The 18,090-nt window shown below is 55.6% G+C and carries 19 protein-coding genes; 8 read left to right on the top strand and 11 right to left on the bottom strand.

Features of this window, described 5'->3' with window-relative positions:
- Positions 1–52: 52 nt before the first annotated feature.
- The 7 genes from acsC to QZN75_RS08985 all read right to left on the bottom strand — a co-directional run bounded on the left by acsC (position 53) and on the right by QZN75_RS08985 (position 8,758).
- The gene (gene acsC / locus QZN75_RS09015) at positions 53–1,486 is read right to left on the bottom strand and encodes an acetyl-CoA decarbonylase/synthase complex subunit gamma (RefSeq protein ID WP_292427635.1); all 1,434 of its coding nucleotides are present in this window, start codon (positions 1,484–1,486) and stop codon (positions 53–55) included.
- Between the two features lie 14 nt (positions 1,487–1,500).
- On the bottom strand, positions 1,501–2,739 hold the full coding sequence (gene cdhD, locus QZN75_RS09010) for a CO dehydrogenase/acetyl-CoA synthase subunit delta (RefSeq protein WP_292427632.1): 1,239 nt from the start codon (positions 2,737–2,739) through the stop codon (positions 1,501–1,503).
- Positions 2,740–4,125 (bottom strand): CO dehydrogenase/CO-methylating acetyl-CoA synthase complex subunit beta, encoded by a 1,386-nt coding sequence (gene cdhC / locus QZN75_RS09005; protein WP_292427629.1) that lies wholly within the window; start codon positions 4,123–4,125, stop codon positions 2,740–2,742.
- The gene (gene cdhB, locus QZN75_RS09000) at positions 4,118–4,675 is read right to left on the bottom strand and encodes a CO dehydrogenase/acetyl-CoA synthase complex subunit epsilon (RefSeq protein WP_292427626.1); all 558 of its coding nucleotides are present in this window, start codon (positions 4,673–4,675) and stop codon (positions 4,118–4,120) included. Before cdhB ends, cdhC begins: the two co-directional genes overlap by 8 nt.
- Positions 4,676–4,681: 6 nt before the next feature.
- On the bottom strand, positions 4,682–7,045 hold the full coding sequence (gene cdhA, locus QZN75_RS08995) for a CO dehydrogenase/acetyl-CoA synthase complex subunit alpha (protein ID WP_292427623.1): 2,364 nt from the start codon (positions 7,043–7,045) through the stop codon (positions 4,682–4,684).
- A 118-nt stretch (positions 7,046–7,163) separates the two neighbouring features.
- Entirely contained in the window at positions 7,164–7,937 is a 774-nt protein-coding gene (locus tag QZN75_RS08990; RefSeq protein ID WP_292427620.1) for an AAA family ATPase, read from the bottom strand.
- Complete coding sequence (locus QZN75_RS08985) at positions 7,934–8,758, bottom strand: ArsA-related P-loop ATPase (RefSeq protein ID WP_292427617.1); 825 nt, start codon at positions 8,756–8,758, stop codon at positions 7,934–7,936. Before QZN75_RS08985 ends, QZN75_RS08990 begins: the two co-directional genes overlap by 4 nt.
- 155 nt (positions 8,759–8,913) lie before the next feature.
- On the opposite strand from QZN75_RS08985, the gene QZN75_RS08980 reads away from it, so the two are divergent.
- Together QZN75_RS08980 and QZN75_RS08975 are read left to right on the top strand one after the other, a co-directional pair.
- Entirely contained in the window at positions 8,914–9,309 is a 396-nt protein-coding gene (locus QZN75_RS08980) for a hypothetical protein (RefSeq protein WP_292427614.1), read from the top strand.
- A 194-nt stretch (positions 9,310–9,503) separates the two neighbouring features.
- Positions 9,504–10,709, top strand: a complete 1,206-nt coding sequence (locus tag QZN75_RS08975) for a TraB/GumN family protein (protein WP_292427611.1) — start codon at positions 9,504–9,506, stop codon at positions 10,707–10,709.
- 136 nt (positions 10,710–10,845) lie between these two features.
- Here QZN75_RS08975 and QZN75_RS08970 read toward each other — a convergent pair whose 3' ends face one another.
- Positions 10,846–11,091 carry a hypothetical protein gene (locus QZN75_RS08970; protein WP_292427608.1) on the bottom strand — a complete coding sequence of 82 codons (246 nt, stop codon included), beginning with the start codon at positions 11,089–11,091 and terminating at the stop codon, positions 10,846–10,848.
- A 359-nt stretch (positions 11,092–11,450) separates the two neighbouring features.
- Between QZN75_RS08970 and QZN75_RS08965 the strand changes: the two genes are divergently transcribed.
- Positions 11,451–12,161 carry a hypothetical protein gene (locus QZN75_RS08965; protein ID WP_292427605.1) on the top strand — a complete coding sequence of 237 codons (711 nt, stop codon included), beginning with the start codon at positions 11,451–11,453 and terminating at the stop codon, positions 12,159–12,161.
- An 81-nt stretch (positions 12,162–12,242) separates the two neighbouring features.
- Here the strand turns inward: QZN75_RS08965 and QZN75_RS08960 are convergent, their stop codons facing one another.
- Both QZN75_RS08960 and QZN75_RS08955 read right to left on the bottom strand, forming a co-directional pair.
- Positions 12,243–13,481: an NAD(P)/FAD-dependent oxidoreductase gene (locus tag QZN75_RS08960; RefSeq protein WP_292427602.1), complete on the bottom strand. Its 1,239-nt coding sequence runs from the start codon at positions 13,479–13,481 to the stop codon at positions 12,243–12,245.
- A 197-nt stretch (positions 13,482–13,678) separates the two neighbouring features.
- Positions 13,679–13,948 carry a DUF1922 domain-containing protein gene (locus QZN75_RS08955; RefSeq protein ID WP_292427599.1) on the bottom strand — a complete coding sequence of 90 codons (270 nt, stop codon included), beginning with the start codon at positions 13,946–13,948 and terminating at the stop codon, positions 13,679–13,681.
- A 192-nt stretch (positions 13,949–14,140) separates the two neighbouring features.
- Between QZN75_RS08955 and QZN75_RS08950 the strand changes: the two genes are divergently transcribed.
- On the top strand, positions 14,141–14,893 hold the full coding sequence (locus QZN75_RS08950) for a coenzyme F420-0:L-glutamate ligase (protein ID WP_292427596.1): 753 nt from the start codon (positions 14,141–14,143) through the stop codon (positions 14,891–14,893).
- A 40-nt stretch (positions 14,894–14,933) separates the two neighbouring features.
- Here the strand turns inward: QZN75_RS08950 and QZN75_RS08945 are convergent, their stop codons facing one another.
- On the bottom strand, positions 14,934–15,104 hold the full coding sequence (locus QZN75_RS08945) for a preprotein translocase subunit Sec61beta (RefSeq protein WP_292427594.1): 171 nt from the start codon (positions 15,102–15,104) through the stop codon (positions 14,934–14,936).
- A 48-nt stretch (positions 15,105–15,152) separates the two neighbouring features.
- On the opposite strand from QZN75_RS08945, the gene QZN75_RS08940 reads away from it, so the two are divergent.
- The 4 genes from QZN75_RS08940 to QZN75_RS08925 form a co-directional block, all read left to right on the top strand.
- Entirely contained in the window at positions 15,153–16,199 is a 1,047-nt protein-coding gene (locus QZN75_RS08940) for an amidohydrolase family protein (protein ID WP_292427593.1), read from the top strand.
- Between the two features lie 29 nt (positions 16,200–16,228).
- Positions 16,229–16,657 (top strand): universal stress protein, encoded by a 429-nt coding sequence (locus tag QZN75_RS08935; protein ID WP_292427679.1) that lies wholly within the window; start codon positions 16,229–16,231, stop codon positions 16,655–16,657.
- A 5-nt stretch (positions 16,658–16,662) separates the two neighbouring features.
- Positions 16,663–17,511: a CBS domain-containing protein gene (locus QZN75_RS08930; protein ID WP_292427592.1), complete on the top strand. Its 849-nt coding sequence runs from the start codon at positions 16,663–16,665 to the stop codon at positions 17,509–17,511.
- Positions 17,512–17,641: 130 nt separating this feature from the next.
- On the top strand, positions 17,642–18,090 hold a 449-nt coding region (locus QZN75_RS08925; RefSeq protein WP_292427590.1), incomplete at its 3' end, for a proteasome subunit beta.

Below are 18,090 nucleotides of genomic sequence, written 5' to 3'. Positions count from 1 at the left end.
GCCATTCCTGCCGGGGCGGCATATTTCCCGTACCTGAAACGGCGGGACCCGGTCACCATTTCTTCGGTGGCCAGTGTGCCTTAAGGAAGGCAGGGATGCCGGATGAATCCTTCGGGCCGACCAGCACATGCCAGCCGCTGGCCTCCTCTGTCTCGCCGCTCAGGCGGGCGGCAAGCCCCGGGAGGATCAGGTACCGGTAATTGACCCGATCGGCAATGCCGGTTTCTTTTAGGGCCGCCGCTATTGACTCCGCGTTCAGGTACCGGCCGGCGACCGCGCTCTCCACGCTGTTTCCCCCCGTATCAACGACAATTAAAAAGCAGTCAATACCCGCAGACTTGATATCACTCTCGACCGTGAAATAGGTGAGCGCGTAGTTGGTGGTAATGAGCACCGGCGCGTCTTTTTTGGGCGACCCGAATATCCTGACGCCGGTATCGACCGAGACCGGTTTTCTCGGGTCTGTGTAGATGTTGAAACGCCAGATCAGCTGGGGCAGGAGCACCCAGCCTTCGAGGCTGTGGAGGATCAGGAGGTCCGCGTACCGGGAGAGCAGCATCGATGCGGCGCAGGCCTCCTTCCACTGAATCAGTTCGTGCGAGATCTCTGGCGAGAGCCATGCGGTGATCGGAGTGCCGAGAAGCGGGTAACCCAGAAGATCGTCGCGATTGGCAAAGACCGCCCGGCGGATCTGCGAGAAGGTATGGATCGTCCCTGACAGGCCGGGCTCAACTGCCGTTCCCGGGTCGAGCACGAGATCGACAACCCCATACTCCACGAGAGTCCTGACAAGCGATCGCAGGAGTGCGATATCATGGGGGGCTGACACCACGAGCGGGCATCCGTAACGGAGGGCGAGTTCCGCCATCTCCTTCCAGTTGTCCTTTGTCGCCGCGTAGAGGAGCGGGCGGCGTTCCCGGATATGGGCAAGGCCGGCGGCCATGATCGCCGTATCGTAGGTACAGAGAATGAACGGCAGATCGGTCTGAGCGGCAACGGCTGTTACCGCAGATGCGAATGCAGCCGGGTCGTGCTGGGTCGAGCGGATCGCGACTGCGTCCAGCCGCAGCTCACGCCCGATGTAATTATAGGAGAAGTCCGAAATAGCCCTGACCCGTGCGGTGCGTTCGTCTTCAGACAGATCGTCGGATACGTCGATGGCGATCGGTGTGGGATTGTGGTAGGTGAACTCGTGCCGGTACAGGACGTACTTCCCGCCTAGTTTCATGGCCCGGTCGCCAGTCCCGACCAGAATTGTCCTGACCGGGGGTGCCATGAGATCTTCGAGTTTGGAAAAATTGACCCGGTACTCCTCCTTTGTGACCGGTGGGCAGTTGTCAACGGCAAGCTCTCCGTTGACCACCCGGGTGGCAAATGCCATGCAGTTGGCCTCGCCGCACTCCTTGCAGTTGGTCTTGGGGAGAAGTTTGTACACGTCAATTGGGCTGATCTCTTTGATTGTTTTTTTGGGTTCGCGTTCCGACATCTTTGCCCCCCTTTTTAGATCTTCATCGTCGCCCAGCGGGAAACCCCGTCCGGCGCCGGCACATCTTTTTCTGCAAACATACAGATCATGTCCTTGCAGGTCCGGATAGCAGCCGGGTGCATCATCATGAAGATGTCGACCCCGGCAAGGAGAAGCGTGAGTGCATTGATCGTCTCCCAGAGCGGGCCGCGAAGACCCCGCGAGCCGTATTTCTTGTCCATCTTCATCCATGCCTCGCGGGCCGCCCAGGCATTGGTGGACGCGGAGATGGTCGGCTGCTGGAGCTCGGTATCTCCCATCAGCGCCGCGTGCCGGGCCCGTTCGTGGATGGTAAACGAGTACTCAAGCCCGTACCCGAGCGCGACAGTCGTAAGATCCATCACGATATCTTCCGGTGGGAGATACTCGTAGAGCCGGCGGTTGAGCTCCTTTGCCTGGTTAAGTTCGAGACCGGTGAAGCCGAGCACCGCGTGGCCATGCTCCTTTGCCGCCCGGGCAACCATATCCAGCGTCTTTACCTCATTCATACCGAGCGTGACAGAATTTAAGAGCAGCCGTTCGCCATCGGCGACTTCCGCCACCTTGCAAAAGACCTGCGCATCCTTGCGTGGATCCCCACACCCGCCGATGATCAGTGGAACGTCGACTGCCTGCAACACCTCTTCAACAGTATGGGCCGCTGCTTCGGGCGATGCATCCCGGATAAGCGGATCTGTGGACATGAGGTGGACGGTGATCATATCGGCGCCGTATTTCTTCACGTTCATCCGTGCCCATTCAGCAGGATCGCTCATCACGTCTTTCACGTTCTCCTTGAGTACTTTTGGGAGTGGTAACTCCATATCAAAAACGTCGAGTGCAAAGACCGGCGGGTGGGCCGCCGGGTGGTCAGCGTTTACAAACGGCGGGTACGTGGACCCACCAATCACAAGGGATCTGCTCCGGCTGCCACCCTCGCTTTTTGTTGCGCCGAGGCGGACTTCATGGATACGGCCCACGAATTCTTCTTGCGGGGGGAGAAACGTCTCCGAAAAAAGCGCAACAGGTTTCTGTCGTGCTGCGGCAGGCGTCCCTTGCGGTGCTGCGGCAGATCCGGTGGGGATCCAGAGTTCGAGGTCGCCGATTTCCATCAAAAAATTCTCGAGTTCGATCCGTTCTTTCCCGGAGAGCATCGCGAGGAGACGGGGAACGACGTCCTGTGCCTGATCTGCCACCTGTGTCTTTTTTCCCTCGTGGGTAGTTCTGTCGGCCATTTATTTGTCAGCCCCTGGTTTTTTTGGCTGGATAGGCTCGATGATCACCCGGTCTGCGGTGATCCGGGCGTTTTTGAAGATGATCTTAAAACCTCCCGATGTGATCGGAAAGTCCCCGCCCGAAAAGACCTGCATGGCGCCGTTAGTCCCGTTCATCGGGACATTCTCTTCTGCCGTCCACCGCTCTATGACCGGGTGCGCATGCAAGGAGAGGAAGTCCCTGAGTTCGCTCACGGTTTTGACCTCTTTTTCCGTGGCAATCCGTGAAAAGAGATCCGCCGGGATGAACTCCCTCATCTGCTCCTTTAAGTCGGACGGCATCCACGCGACCCGGGCATACCCTCCGTCAGCGGCAAGGAACTTAGGGGATCGCATGTACTCAAGCGAGATCCCGTGGAACCCGTCAACCTGACGACCGCCGGCGGTCGTATCCGCCATTGTCGAGAACGGCAGGCCATTAACGGTCACATCCTTGTATCCCCTCATCACGATCCCGAAGCCTTCCACCTCGGGAATGTAGAACGCGATCCCCTCGAAGCAGCCACAGGAGGTGTGGGGGTAGGCAAACGCGCTGTACAGGTAGATCCGGTGGACGGTACCGAGCGATCGCTTCTTTGCGCTCTCGTTTATCCCGGTATATTCTCCCCGCACCGTGTCGAGGCATTCTCCCTTCTCTATGGGAAAGATCGGGCCCTTGGGATCGATCCGTGCTGCCGCCCTTCCATCAAACCAGCTGATCGCCCCGCAGTTTGCGTACCGCTGGGGGGTGATCACGCAGACATGGCTGGGCGCAAACGACTGGCAGAGGGCGCACCCGTAGAAAACATCGACGTCGTCATCAGTCAGTCCCCGGGCGCGGGCGTCCCGCGCCTCATATATCGCTTTTGCACCGGCATACCGGGCCGAGATCTTCTCTTGGTCCGTAAAGAATGTAACCTGCATCTGTTCGATGATAGGCAGCTCGTTCTTGAGGAGCGCAAGCAGGACGTTCCCGACATAGGCAAGCGTCGTAAAGCCCCGGGCGTAGGCTTTTTTTGAGACCCTCACCCAGATGTCGTAACGCTGGTTAAGGTGCATGAACCCTTCGATGTAGTTGGTGTATTCGTGGATACGGCGCTCGATGACGCCTTCGATATCCTCTTCGAGTTCGGGCCCGGCAATTTCGATGAGAATGCCCAGCGGGTACTTCTTCCCCTCTTCCATTTCCGAAAGATCCGGGCCGACTACCGTGATCGCCCCGTCGCGTATCTCGTCTGGTTTTTTTACCCTGACAAGTTCGAACTTTTCCTCTATTGACGGGCCGCCCAGTTCCACGTACATATCGTTTTTCCTGATCCGCTCGCCGACATGGACGAGCCCCACATCCACCGGCATATCCTCAAACATCTGTCTGCCCCTCCGTTCCGATAGTTACCGTGATTGCTTCGAGGTTCTCCTGCCATTCTTTGACAGGGATGTTTGCAAACGACCAGTTCGCGTTGGGCTGGTAGGTGTTGTCGAGCGTGATCGTCTTCATGTACGGGGCGAAGTGCTTGAGCCCGGAGAGAAGCGTCCATTCCATGGGATACGGCAGGCCGGCGATGATGGCAAGATCACAGGGTCCTTTCCCGTCTGGTCCGTTCCAGCAGGGGTCGGCAATCCGGTGGCCGGCCTCAACAGCCGGCATAATGACAGCGCCTGTATACCCCCGTTCCTTCAATGTCCTGTTGACATGACCCGTGGCAATCACCGGGATTGCATGAGCCCGGGCCAGATCGAGCAGGTAATCGACAAGTTTCCTCTCACCTATATCGATCGTTGCGGCGTAATGCCCGATGATGAGCACCGGGTGCTGCGCCCGGTGGATGACTGCTTGAGCCATTGCAGGCTTTGTAATGACTGATGCCTTTTTTGGACCGGCAATCTCCGCGGTCTGCCAGGGGTCTGCGGCAGGCATGGGATATCAGCGCTCCTTTGGTGGTGACGGCTTATCTCGTGAAAGCAGCGTTGGGTCTGGGATCGGGCGCTCTTTCCAGTCAGACTGTGCGAGGATCCGGGTGATCTCTCCTTTTAAGGTAACAGGAATATCCGCGGTCGTACGGACATAACGGGGTATGTCGTCAGGGATCGTCCCGAGGTTGCGTTGGGAAAGGTCGATATAATGCGTAAGTTTCATCGCCCGGCCCCGGGTCGTATCGTTGGGCCGCATGCAGAGTTTTGCGACAAGAACCATCGCCTCTTCTTTAGTCTCTGCTGCGACAAAGAGGTGTTCCGGTGCCGGGCCTGCATATACATCCTCCCCCGTCCGCTGGTCATGCACGTACCAGTCTGCATCATGGTCGGCACGGCCAAGAAGCATCCGCCGGTACTTGGTCCCGTGCGGGCCGACAACTACCGGGATCCCGAGGCGCCAGAACCCCGCTGCGATTGCCGCCGCCTTTTGGGACATCGCGCCCCAGGCCACGCCGACCGCACCGACCCGGTTGTGAACATAATCCGCAATCTCGGCGTAGTTCCCTCGCAGGTTGCGCCGCGCAAAGACACTCGCGATCTTGATGGTCGCCCCGGCGATATGGGCATTTGCGACACAGGAGCCCACGTTCACGATCCCGCCGGCAGAAAAACTGCCCGGGAACTGCTCATAAGGGGTCTTGCCTTCCTCGTCCCGGTACATCCCGATCGACATCGCGGTGCAACCCGAGGTGCAGACAATGTACCGGCGCTTCGCAAACTCCACGCTCATCTCCGCGACCTCTTTTCCCCCGTTTGCGTAATTGGCGCATCCGACAAACCCGATCACACCCGGGATCTCGCCAAGAACGATCGGTCCCCCGACATTGCGGATCTCGATATCCTGGATCGCACCTCTTCCGGTGCGGATCACAAATTTCTCGTTTTTTATTCTCTCTGCTGCGGCCGCGACGATCAGCGAATGCACCGGGATCTTCTTTGTGCAGGCCTGCTCGCACCGGCCACAGCCCACGCAGGTCTCGTACAGGCCGGCAAGGAGTGACAGTTCGCCCGCGCCGGCGGCTTTCATTCCCTGCGGGATTTTGAGATCGTTCGGGCATGCCCTTTGGCAGAGCCGGCACTGCGTGCAGGCCGTTACCTGTTCGCGGATCGTTGCCGGGTCAGTTGATGCACGGACATTTTTCCGGGCCGGTGCAACGGTACGGGCGACCCGGACTGCTACCTCACCAGCTTTCTCCGGATCAAGGATGAGGACGCCTGCAAGTTTCCCTCCAACAAGATCCGTAACAATCGCGTCAGCTGTATCATTTGTCCTGTCGGGCAGGCCCAGGCAGTTCTTTTCCGAGGTTGCAATAAACGGTGCATGGATAGCTTCGGCCTCTGCAAGTGCATCGGTGCGGATGCACTGCTCGTCCACTACAATGACGTCCGGTATCCCGCTCCGGATGTACCGGAGCTGCCAGGACATGGGGCCGATGATCTTCGCCCGGGGCGAATACCGGGTCGCGTCGATCGAGGTGCAGCAGATACCGGTCACCTCAACATGATCCGACAGGTTTTCATTGTGCAGGTAATCGATGATGGCGACAGAAGGCGGAACGTTGTGTCCGATAACAAGAATGACCGGTTTTGTAGTATCGACCGTGCCCATGCCCAGCGCGACAAGCGGGGCATCCGGGTCGGCTTTCGGGTACCCGAGCGCCGATATCTGCGCAAGATCGGCAACCTCCATGCCCACATGGTCAATCATGCCGGCGTGAAGCACCTTGCTCTCGAAGTCGAGGGGGTCGCCTTCCTGGCCGGTATGTGTCACCGCGAGGAGAGCGGTAATCTGGCTCTCGCAGTAGTCAAGGACCGTCTCAAGGTCGGCAAGGATTTCCGGTTTTTCACCGCAGACGAGGCGGATAATCGGGGCCTCCACTCCTATCGCGTTTCCGCCGGGATTTATGGGACAGTCACGGCCGGCTTTTTTTATCGCATAGGTTACGAGTTCACGCGCATGGCTGGTGTGGGTGGCGGCGCCAATGCAGGCAGAAAGGAGGACGGTCCGGGACTGCTGGGCCGGCATCGTGATACCGCAGGCACCCTTTTTTGTACCGGTCAGATCGCACTTCCCGTACGTGCATAGGCAGCAGAGATCGCAGAACGGCATATAGAACGGCTGGTACCGGGAGAGGAGTGTCCGGTCCCAGGTACGGAGCGCAGTTAGCGAAGGGTACGGGGTCGGACCCTCAGGCTCGGTCCAGTCTGCTGCCGAAAGTTTCCCGATGGAGATGGAGAGATCCCTGATACGGCCGAGGCCGGACTCCATCTCCTTTATCGTAAGCGCGATCTTTTTTTCTGTCAATGGCAGCACAACCGGGGAGTAATATCTACTGGAATACAGGAATGCTGGTTTATATTTATCTTACCGGTTTTTAACCGAATCGACTGGACTTCCGGGGCACCGGCAGAAAGGATCATTTCCGATACAATCATGATACCTTCCCGTACCCGGCCTTATCCATGAGTGCAGAGACTGAACGGTACGCCGGGGAACTCTCCATGATATCGAGAAGCGACCGACCGGCGATCACCGATTCCTGCACGAGCGGGTCAAAAATTATTTTTCCCAGGTACTGCTGCCCGGTCTCTTTTCGCGCCGTCTCTTCAAGATCTGCAGGAAAGAGACAACCCCCGACCACAAAGAAACGATCAAAACCGATCCCGACCTCCCGGGTGATCCGGTCTGCCCGCTTTACGTGTTCAAACGACTTGTGCGAGGGTCCCATGATATCGAAGATATCGTTGACGCGTGCGGTGATCTTACGGTTGAGGTGTTCAAGGCCTGCCGGGGAATCGATCAGCACGTACCGGTAATTCTTCGTAAGCGATTCGAGCGCGCCTTTGAGTGCCGCATCGGGCATACAGTAGCAGCCTTCGATCCACTTGGTTCCGACTGCAATGAGATCGAAGTCGTCACCTTCGTAGAGTCCCTCTTCAAGAACCCGGGTCTCAATCCGTTCTGTCGGGGCAATTCCTGTCATGGTCCCCCCTTTTCTGATGAAGGTATCCGTGACCAGTTCGGCGATGGTCTTTACACCTTCGCGTTCGAGATCGACACCCACCATCTCTGCAAGGTTCTGGTCGGGATCGACATCGACCAGAAGGAGAGGCGTCTCGTTTTGTTCAACAAAGAATTTGGTCTGCAACGCGACAAAACTCGTCTTGCCGGTCCCGCCCCGGCCCATCGTGACCAGCGTCTTCATGAGTTGTTACTCCTATCAGCTGCCAGAAGGGCGGGCGATCTTTCTTTTATATCCTGCTTGATCCGGGAAAGGATCCCACCGAGGGTATGGAGTGTATCAGAACCTTCGAGAGAGGTAATCGGATCGCCAGCAATACCGGCCCGAACCACGGCAGGGTCGAAGGGTATCATACCAATCACTTCCAGATCACTGGCTGTTGCGAACTCCCGTATCACCTGTTCATGGCCAGCATCCACGATCCGGTTCCCAACCAGCGCGATCCGGGGAATGCCGGCATCTCCCGCCATCTGTGCGATTGTTCCGGCAACAGATAGCGATTGCCTGTTTGCATCGCTGACCACGAGCATCATATCGACACTCTCTGCCGTTCCCCGGCCGAGATGCTCGACACCTGCCTCCATGTCCAGTATCACCACTTCGTCACGGTCGATGATCAGGTGGCGGAGCAGGGCGCGGATCACGCTGTTTGCCGGGCAGGTACAGCCTGCCCCCATAAATACCACAGTACCCATGACAAGCAGGTGCACCCCGGCCGGGGTCGGAACTGCATACTTCTGGACTACATCATCTACGGTAAAGTTCAGGGTATAGACCCCGGGATATCCGGTACCGGTCTTTGCTGCGATAAGTGCCTCGTTTTTCGAGACCGGAATGATCGTGCCTGCGTCACGGGAGGCAAGTCCAAGCAGGAACCCGAGGTTGGGCGCGGAATCGGTATCGATGGCGATGGTCGTATATCCGGCCCGGGCCAGCAGGAATGCAAGACCCCCGGCCACCAGTGTTTTACCGGTTCCCCCTTTTCCGGCCACCGCGATCTTCATACAACCCTCTGCATCCCCTTTAATTTCTATATACGTGAATCCGGCATAATAAACCGGTTATAATACCAATTTTCCCTGGTATACACACGGTTCAATCCATGAGCGTACCTTTTTGTGGGGGGCTGCGCAAAACCTATGTCTGAGATGAACGTGTAATGAAGATATTCCGCCCCATGGTCTTACTGCTGATCCTGACTGCTGTTGTGATCCTTTGTGCCGGTTGTACCTCAAGTGCCCCGCCGGCTGCGGTAGTAACTGCTGAACCAACTGCCACTGCGGCCCCGACTGAAGTGCCGACCATTACTGCATGCGGAGTGGAGAACTGCCACGGGCTCACGGTCACGTGCGGTCCGAACCTGGCCACGGCCTGTTCAAACGATATGGATGCAGGAGACCGGTGCCGCCAGTACGCCAGCTGCCAGATAGTGAGCGGTTCGTGCCAAGTTGTGACTGATCCGAAGTATGACAAGTGCGTCAGCTGCGTCCAGATGTGCAAGAGTTCGTACTACAATAACCCCAACATGCTCTTCGACTGTTCTCAAAAGTGCTGACCATAATGTTAGTTGAGGATTGTCGGACCGGGTCCGGGAGCTGGTGAGGTCAGGAATTCTCTTTTACTCGCATTCTTTTTTTATTGACTATGGACCGGCATCGTAGTGCTTAGGTCTCTTTAATCCTCTCCTTTGGGTTCACCCCACCCATTAAAGAGGATAAAACACCAATAGTGCAGGAATAACGGTGACAGATGGCTGATTTAAGGATCGTCGGGACTGCACATGTCTCCCAGAAAAGTGTCGATGAAGTAAAGGCAGCGATCGACGAGTTCAGGCCCGATGTTGTGGCCATCGAACTTGACCCTGCCCGTTTCAACGCCTTAAAAAAACAGGCCCGGGATCCGACAGTTGATGATGTCCTTGAAGTAAAGAACTTCAACTCACTCCTTGTCCAGTGGCTGCTCTCTTACCTCCAGCGCAAGATTGGCGTCGATGTCGGCGTCGAGCCGGGTGCCGAGATGAAGCTGGCCATTGCGGAGGCGGAGAGCCGGGGGATTGCGATTGCGCTCGTTGACCGGGACATACGGCTCACGCTCCTGCGGTTCTGGAAATCGATGGGGCTCATCGAGAAGATCAAGATGATCTTTGCGCTTATCTTCTCCATTGCCGAGGTGGACAAGGGAGAAGAGATCGATATAGAGTCGCTCAAGGAGCAGAACGTCATCGATGCGGTCATGGAGGAGTTCCGCAAGTTCTCGCCCAACGGCGCTCATGCCCTCATTGATGAACGGGATGCGTTCATCGCCCACCAGCTCGTCATTTTAAAGGTGCAGCGGCCGGAGGGCAGAATCCTTGCCGTGGTCGGCGCCGGCCACCGGCAGGGCATCACGAACTATGTCGAACACCCGCAGACTCTCCCGCCATTTGATGCCCTCACCAGGGAGCCGAGATCGTTTCCCTGGGCGAAAATATTCGGGTTCGCGGTCACGGGGCTTTTTGCCTTTTTGCTTGCGGCGATCGCGTTCTCCGGTGTCGGCTGGATCGTGCTCTTATACGCACTCCTCTTCTGGGTGATCATCCACGGAGTACTTGCTGCATCGTTTACCCTCCTTGCCGGGGGGCACCCGTATTCCGCTCTCACCTGTTTTGGCGTGGCGTGGATGACCTCCCTGAACCCGTTACTCCATGCCGGATGGTTTGCCGCGTACGTTGAGGCGAAGGTACGAAAACCGCCGGTTTCGGATTTCCGGAAAATTTACGAAACAGAATCGATCCGTGAAATGGCACGCATCCCGCTTTTTAAGGTGGTGCTGGTGGCTGCGCTTGCAAATCTCGGGAGCCTGCTCGGGACGATCCTGTACTTCATCTTTGTTTTCCCGCTGCTACACATCGATCCCGTTGTCGTGATCTCGACCGGTGTCCACAATATGTGGGCGTGGGCAACCGGGTGGATCTGATCCCGGTTTTCCCGTTTTTTTTAGTCATGTGGATATGTCCCGTCGCGATGTTATCCGGCTTCCTGTTTTACGAAGGGAATCTGAAGGTACTTTCTAAAAGAGATCTTTTACCGGGAATATGCAGGTTGTCGTTTTTTTAGTCCCTGCACTCTCTAATCTCCTGATCGATCCAGTCCTGTATGACCAGTTTCATCTGCTGCTGCGTCATGCTCTGCCGGCAACGGACCCGGATCTCGACTTCGAGCAGGTCGAGGAGAGGCTGAACTGTTTTAAAATAGGCATCTGGTCCGGCAAATCCCCCGGATTTTTCAATATGGATCATCACCAGTTCGTGAAGATGCGTAAATTCCCCGGTTATATCGATGATCTGTTCGAGCGTCATACCGGTGAAATGTTCCGGGGAACTTTCTGTACCACATTCATCCGGTTGACCATCCCTTGGAGAGCAGGGTGGTTCTTCGGGTGCAGCGTTTCCTATATCTGCCGATGGAGGGGTGGTTGAATTCCTGTCCGTAATGAGTCACCTGTTATGGGTCAGCACCTGTATCAGAGAGCCTCGTTCCTGCCGCAATAAAAAAGTTTTCCTGCGCACAGGCCGGTTTCTTAATGGCACCCTTCGGGCAGGGGAAACCAGCGTACCTGTGACAAGCCTTGATGTGCTCCAGAAACAATAGACAGTTTGTCGGATTTTCGCGTCCGGCACTCCCTGGAGGAAATCCGGATGAATGTGGAGTGTGACCCATGAGTAGTACTGCACTTCTGGTGATTGAAGGGCTCTGGTGGACACCGGAGCAGAAACCCAAACGACCCTCGGTGTTGTCGTTTCTGGAAGGACTTGAGAGTTACCGGGGAGATTTCAATATCTATTATTCCAACTTCTACGAAAAAAACGGTTTTAAACAGGCGCTTTCAGAGGACCTCACCAATACCCGGGAAGACCGGCTCTTTCTCTATGTAGCGGCCCACGGGACCGGCAAACGGATTGGGGGGCTCAAGGCCAAGACCGGCATGAAGATCCCGTCGATGTTCAAGGTGGTCAGGAGTGCGGCGAACTACTCCAATATCGAGGGGGTCGTTATCGGTTCGTGCAGCGTGGGTAATAACATCGATGATTTTTTGTCCACCACGAAAAATTCGCGCATCGCCTGGATCTTCGGATACACATGTGAGATCGGCTGGATGGCCTCGACGCTTATCGATCTCTCGCTCTTTGAGCATCTCATGAAACTCAAAAAAAGCGATCTTGCGGACCGGGAGAAGATCGCAAAGACCTTTGTCAAGGCATTACACCGGTTCAACGGTGACTATGTGCTCTGCAAGGGTAAGGGAAAAAGAGCAGGTGTCCCGCTTAAAAATGCGCTGACCATCGTGATCCAGCCGCGCAGGCCGGGAAGCAAGGCACAGGACGAGACCCGGTATATACTGGGAAAACTGGGATGGATAAAAGAATAAGACTGGAGCCTTGCTGTGGAAGGTCAGGCGTGTGTCTTTAACGGGTGCATGCGATATTTTCCGGTCTTTTCAGGAAAATCCTTACGTGCGTTTTCCGACCCGTTTGCGGATTCCCAGCGCTGCAAGAAAACCCGTGGAGAACGCGGCCTGGAGGTTAAAACCCCCGGTGTCACCATCAATATCGAGCACCTCCCCGGCGAAGAAAAGCCCGGGCACCTGTTTTGATTCCATCGTCTTTGCATGCACCTCCCCAAGTGCAACACCACCCCGGGTTACCATCGCGACGGAGAGATCCCCAAGGGAAGAGACCACAAGCGGACATGCTGTTAAGAGGCCGATCAGGATTGTACGTCCGGCAGCAGTCATGTGAGCACCGGTACTATCCGCCGGAATTCCGGCAAGATCCGGGAGCTGGCGGGCCAGCCGTTCGGGAATCCCAAGACCGGCAATAATGGTTTTTATCGATCTTGTCGGGGCTCTGGAGATAATATTCTGGAACTCCCGTTCAAACGTGTCGCACTGTACCGGCCCGGCAAACGAGAGCCGGATCTCATCCCCGGCCCGGATATCGCGTGAACGGTCAAGGATCCCGGGCCCGGAAAGGCCGGTGTGCGTGAAGAGTATGTCTCCCTGCCCGTCAAAGATCTTCCGGTTCTCCCGCCAGACCGAGAATGGCAGCCCGGCAAACGACATGCCGGCGAGGTCTGCAAACGGGAAGTTTCTAATCAGGAGCGGGGTGAGCGCCGGCCCGATCCCGGTTATCGTATGCCCAAGGGATGCGGCGAGCCGGTAGCCATCTCCTGTTGATCCGGTCTTCGGGTAGGATGCCCCACCGGTAGCAATGACCAGATTCTTTGCAGAAAATGTATCGCCGGCCGTATACAGGACAAACCCTAAAGGCGTGTTTTCAACCCGGTGCACCGGTTCGCCGCACCGCAAATCGACCCCCGGGTGTTGGCACTCCCGGATAAGAACCTCGCAGACATCCCCGGCCTTATGACTTACAGGAAAGACCTTGCCTCCCTCTGTTATCTCCATCGGGAGGTTTCGCTCCTCAAAAAACCGGATAAGCATCTGGTTTGTATAAGACATAAGTGCGGGTCTGAGAAACTGCCCGTGTGCGCCGTACCGGGGAAAAAACATCCGTATATCCCCGTCATGCGTGATGTTGCACTGGCCCGTGCCTGATATCCGAAGTTTCATCCCGGGCTGCAGGTTCTTCTCCAGAAGAAGCACGCGGATACCTGGCCCTATGGAATGGATCGCACAGAAAAGACCGGCCGGGCCGGCGCCGATAACTGCAATGTCATACTGTTCCACGGGGCATCTCTTCCGGACTATCTCTTTTGATCGCACATGAACATTACAGTCTTGGCCCGGATCGCAGTCCCACTACCTGACTGACGCTCCACAAAGCACCGAGCGCCAGAAACATCCACAGGTATTCCGGTGCCTCCCGGATCGGACTGGTTTGTTAAAGATGATGCAGCCGTGTGGGCGGGCAAAAAAATCTGTCTTTAGTGACACTTCTTCATGAACCACTCGGCATAATGCCGCCGCAGTTCCTCGGACTCTTCCGGAGTAAAATCCTTTTTTTTATGGGTGTGCAGGTGTTTTTCCATTTGCCGTATAATGTGTTCGGCATCATGGTAATCCTCCACCTCAAGGTATGCAGGTAATTTTGCCACTTCGTAGGCATTGCCGCAAACCGGGCAGAGTTTCCATTTCTGGAACCGGTCCACGTAAGTAAAAGTCCTGCACCCCGGACATCGGAGGATATGATACATAATCATGAGGTGATAAGTGCATCCTTTATAAAAATATATCTATGTCCCGGTACAAGCAGCGAGACTGGTGCCTGAGGGTATTTCTGCAGGTCTGGGAGTCCTGCAGGCAGGAGTATTAATGTTCTCTTGCCGGGGATGCAAAACACCAAACGAAATCCCTATATCGTGCGATCAACTCATAGAACCAGTACTATGGAAAATATTGTTGTCACGGGCATCCGGGGACTCCCCCTCATCAGGGCCGGTGATAATATTGCAGCGATGATCTGCGAACGGGTGAAGGTAGAGGATGGCGACATTATCTCCATTGCCTCTACTGTGTATTCAAAATCACGTGGATATACAAAACATCTTTCGGAGATTACGCCATCAGAGCGTGCGGTGCGGCTGGCAAAACTCAATGGCGAGGATCCGCGTTTTGTCCAGGCTGTGCTCGACGCCTCGAAGGACATTATCATGGAGCACCCGTTTATCCTCTCGGAACTCCCTTTTGGCCATATCGGGGTACGAGCCGGGGTCGACCAGAGCAATATCGATGATGGTATGGTGATATTCCTGCCACCTGATCCGATGAAAGCGGCAGCTGGGATCAGGGACGAGATCAAAGCGATCACCGGAAAGAAAGTCGGTGTAATTATTACCGATACCTGCGGGAGATCCTTCCGGCGCGGGCAGACCGGCCACGCCATCGGCTGGAGCGGGTTTACGGCCATCCGTGATTTTCGGGGCGACACCGATCTCTTTGGTCACGAACTCAAGATCACGGAGGAAGCGGTGGTTGACGAGTTCGCAGGGTTTGCAAACTTCGTGATGGGTGAGAGCAACAATGGTGTCCCGGCCGTTCACTTCCGCAACTGCCCGTCATGGGCCGGCCACGATAACCTGTATTTCTCAAAAGACGAGGATATTACCCGTCAGCTGCTCAAAAAGACCTGCCCTTCATAAGGGAAAAAAGATTGATCATGTCCGGAATAATGAACCGGATTTATGTATGCGCTGAATAAAGAAGATTAAAGATCATGACGATGATACCGATGACTGCAGCAACAACCATGACCGTTATGGGACTGATATGAATTGCACGCCGGTCCTCGCTCTCGTAATAATTGACGAGACCTGCCGATGAGAGTAATCTTCCGCCTTGTTTCTTTGCCATGCAAATATATTTCATTTTTCGATATATAAAGGAGAGTCACGACATCCTATGAACGCCCCGCAGATCGTATCCGGTCAGGCACTGCTTGGTGAGGAGCTCGCGCTCCGGCCGGTCGATATCGTGATCGAGCAGGGTCTGATCACTGCGATCGAGGAGAATCCCCGGGCCCCTCCGCTCTGGATCTGTCCGGCGTTCTTTGACGCCCACACCCACCTTGCAGATACTGTTGCTATGGATTGCGGGAGTTCCGGGGATCTGGTTAGCATGGTTACACCCCCTGACGGTCTTAAGCATCGGATCCTTGCTACCACACCGCATACAGAACTGGTTGCCGCGATGCGGGCGGCCATCACCGGCATGATTGGCTCCGGGACATTTGGGTGCGCTGATTTCCGGGAGGGCGGCAGGCCCGGGGTCCATGCGCTCCAGGAGGCAGCGGCAGGCCTTGATTTCCTGCCAGTCATCTTCGGCCGGGAAGGCGGTGAAGTCGATGCATATGGTCTGGGGATCAGCAGCACCCGTGACGTGGCCGGGGTGGAACTGCAGGTCAGTGCGGCAAGGAAGGCCGGTAAACGGATCGCGTTTCATGCAGGAGAGCGGGATAAGGATGATGTCGATGCCGCGCTTTCGTTTGAACCGGATCTCCTCATCCACATGACCCATGCGACAAAAAAACAGTTACGGGCGTGTGCGGAAAAAGAGATCCCGATCGCCGTCTGCCCCCGTTCCAACTGGACGCTGGGCGTAACGGCATCGGCCCGGTATCCCTCCCTGAAATTGATGCTTGACCTCGGGTGTACGGTGATGCTCGGCACGGACAATGCGATGTTTGTCCCGCCGGATATGTTCTCGGAGATGGCGTTTACCGCCACGGTGTACCGGCTCGATCCAAAGACCGTGCTCCGGTCCGCAGTAGAAGGATCACAGTTCACCGGCTCGCCGTTCTTTATCCGTAAAGGTGCACGCGCAGCCCTTTTTACGCTGGATCTATCCCATTCTGCGCTTGCTTTCAGCCGCGATCCCATAATTTCCATTGTAAAACGTGCACCAATGAGTGCAATCAGGAATAACGTTTTTAATTTGAAAATTCAATAAAAATGGCATGTTTGTTTTGGGTGATGCCAGTGTTTACTAACATTCTTGTTGCAATCGATGGTTCAAAAGCGAGTGATCGTGCGATCGAACGGGCTGTCGATGAGGCAAAAGTATGGAATGCTAAGATCCATGCCGTTTATGTGGTAGAGACTGGTCTTTTTTCCTCCCTCCCATCAGACAACACCGTAGAGATCATGTACCGCGTGCTTGAGAACGAGGGGAATGCCGTTCTTGAGAAAGCAAAGAAGACCGCAGCAAAAAGCGGTGTTGCCCTTGTCACGCACATGAAACAGGGTCATGCGGGAACTGAGATCATCGCGCTTGCACAGAGCGAGAAAGTGGATCTCATTGTTGCCGGTTCCCATGGGAAAAGCCAGACTGATCGTCTGCTGATCGGAAGTGTCAGCACCTTTATTACCGCTCATAGCACGGTCACGACCATGGTGGTGAGATCATAACAAACATGCTGGTAAAAGACTACATGACCGCGGATGTCGTCCATGTGGATATCCCCGGCAACCGTGACGATGTCCTCAAGATCCTCAAAAGGACCGGTATATCAGGTGTACCCGTCTTAAAAAACAAGAAACTTGTCGGGATCATCACCCGCAAGGATCTGCTGCGAAAACCGGAAGAGACCCAGCTTGGTCTCCTCATGGCACCAAAGCCGGTCACCATCGGGCCTGACGAAGATATCAGCAAGGCCGCCCGGCTGCTCGTCACGCACCGGATCCGGAGACTGCCGGTGGTCGAGGACAATAAGCTGATTGGCCTGCTCTCGGTTGCTGACCTGGTTCATGCGATCGCCCAGATGAAAATAAAAGAGGAGATCAAGGAATCCTATACGAGCACGACCTTTGCACTCTGGGAAGATACCCCGCTCCCGCTTGTGGGGCGCGTCATGGAGATCTCGGGTGTGGACGCGATTCCGATCCTAAATGCAGATAGTGTTCTGCAGGGCATTATATCGGAACGCGATCTCATCAGGAGCTCGAGTATTGAGGACTCTGTAGGAGTAAGCGATTTCTCCAACGGTACCGATGACGACGAGTGGACGTGGGAGAGCATACGGGACAACCATACGATCAGTTTCGGGATCTCCAAGGTGCAGCTACCCAACCGGCCGGTGAAACTTGCTATGGTCAAAAACGTCGTCACCGTGCCCAAGAATGCCGAGGTCAGCGAGTGTGCGTTAAAGATGCGCAGATCCCGGGTTGACCAGCTGCCGGTGGTCAACGGCGACAAGCGCCTGGTGGCCATGCTTTATGACCGTGATCTCATCCGCGTTCTCTGTAAAGAGGACGCAGAATAACACCTTTGAAAAGCAGGGGTTAATCCCGCGTTAGTGCACCGATAGCAACCTTTAAATTTTTATGTATCATCTAATACCTTAAAGCGCTTTTAATTGATTTTTGGCGTTCATTTGTTTTTAGAGGTGTAATATGCCTGAACATTCCCAGGAATCTATGACAGGGACTACGACGGTGGGTCTGGTATTTGCCGGGGGAGTAGTCCTTGCCACGGAGAAGCGTGCAACCATGGGATACATGATTGCAAGCAAGCGTGCAAAGAAAGTTTATCAGATCGCAAACCGTATCGGGATGACAATTGCCGGTGGCGTGGGTGATGCCCAGCAGCTGGCCCGGATCATCACGGTCGAGTGCAACCTGTACCAGATACGCAGGTCGCGGGCGATCACGGTCGGTGCGGCTTCGACCCTTCTCTCCAATTACTTAAACCAGAACCGGTATTTCCCGTACTATGTTCAGCTGCTCGTTGGCGGTGTCGATGAGCATGGGCCCAGTGTCTACTCTGTGGACGCGATGGGCGGTGCAACAAAAGAAGAGGATATTGTCTCGACCGGTTCCGGTTCTCCCATGGCCTATGGTGT

The sequence above is a fragment of the Methanoregula sp. genome (genome assembly GCF_003170075.1).
Taxonomy (GTDB): Archaea; Halobacteriota; Methanomicrobia; order Methanomicrobiales; family Methanospirillaceae; genus Methanoregula.
This window is presented reverse-complemented; position numbering and strand designations above follow the sequence as displayed.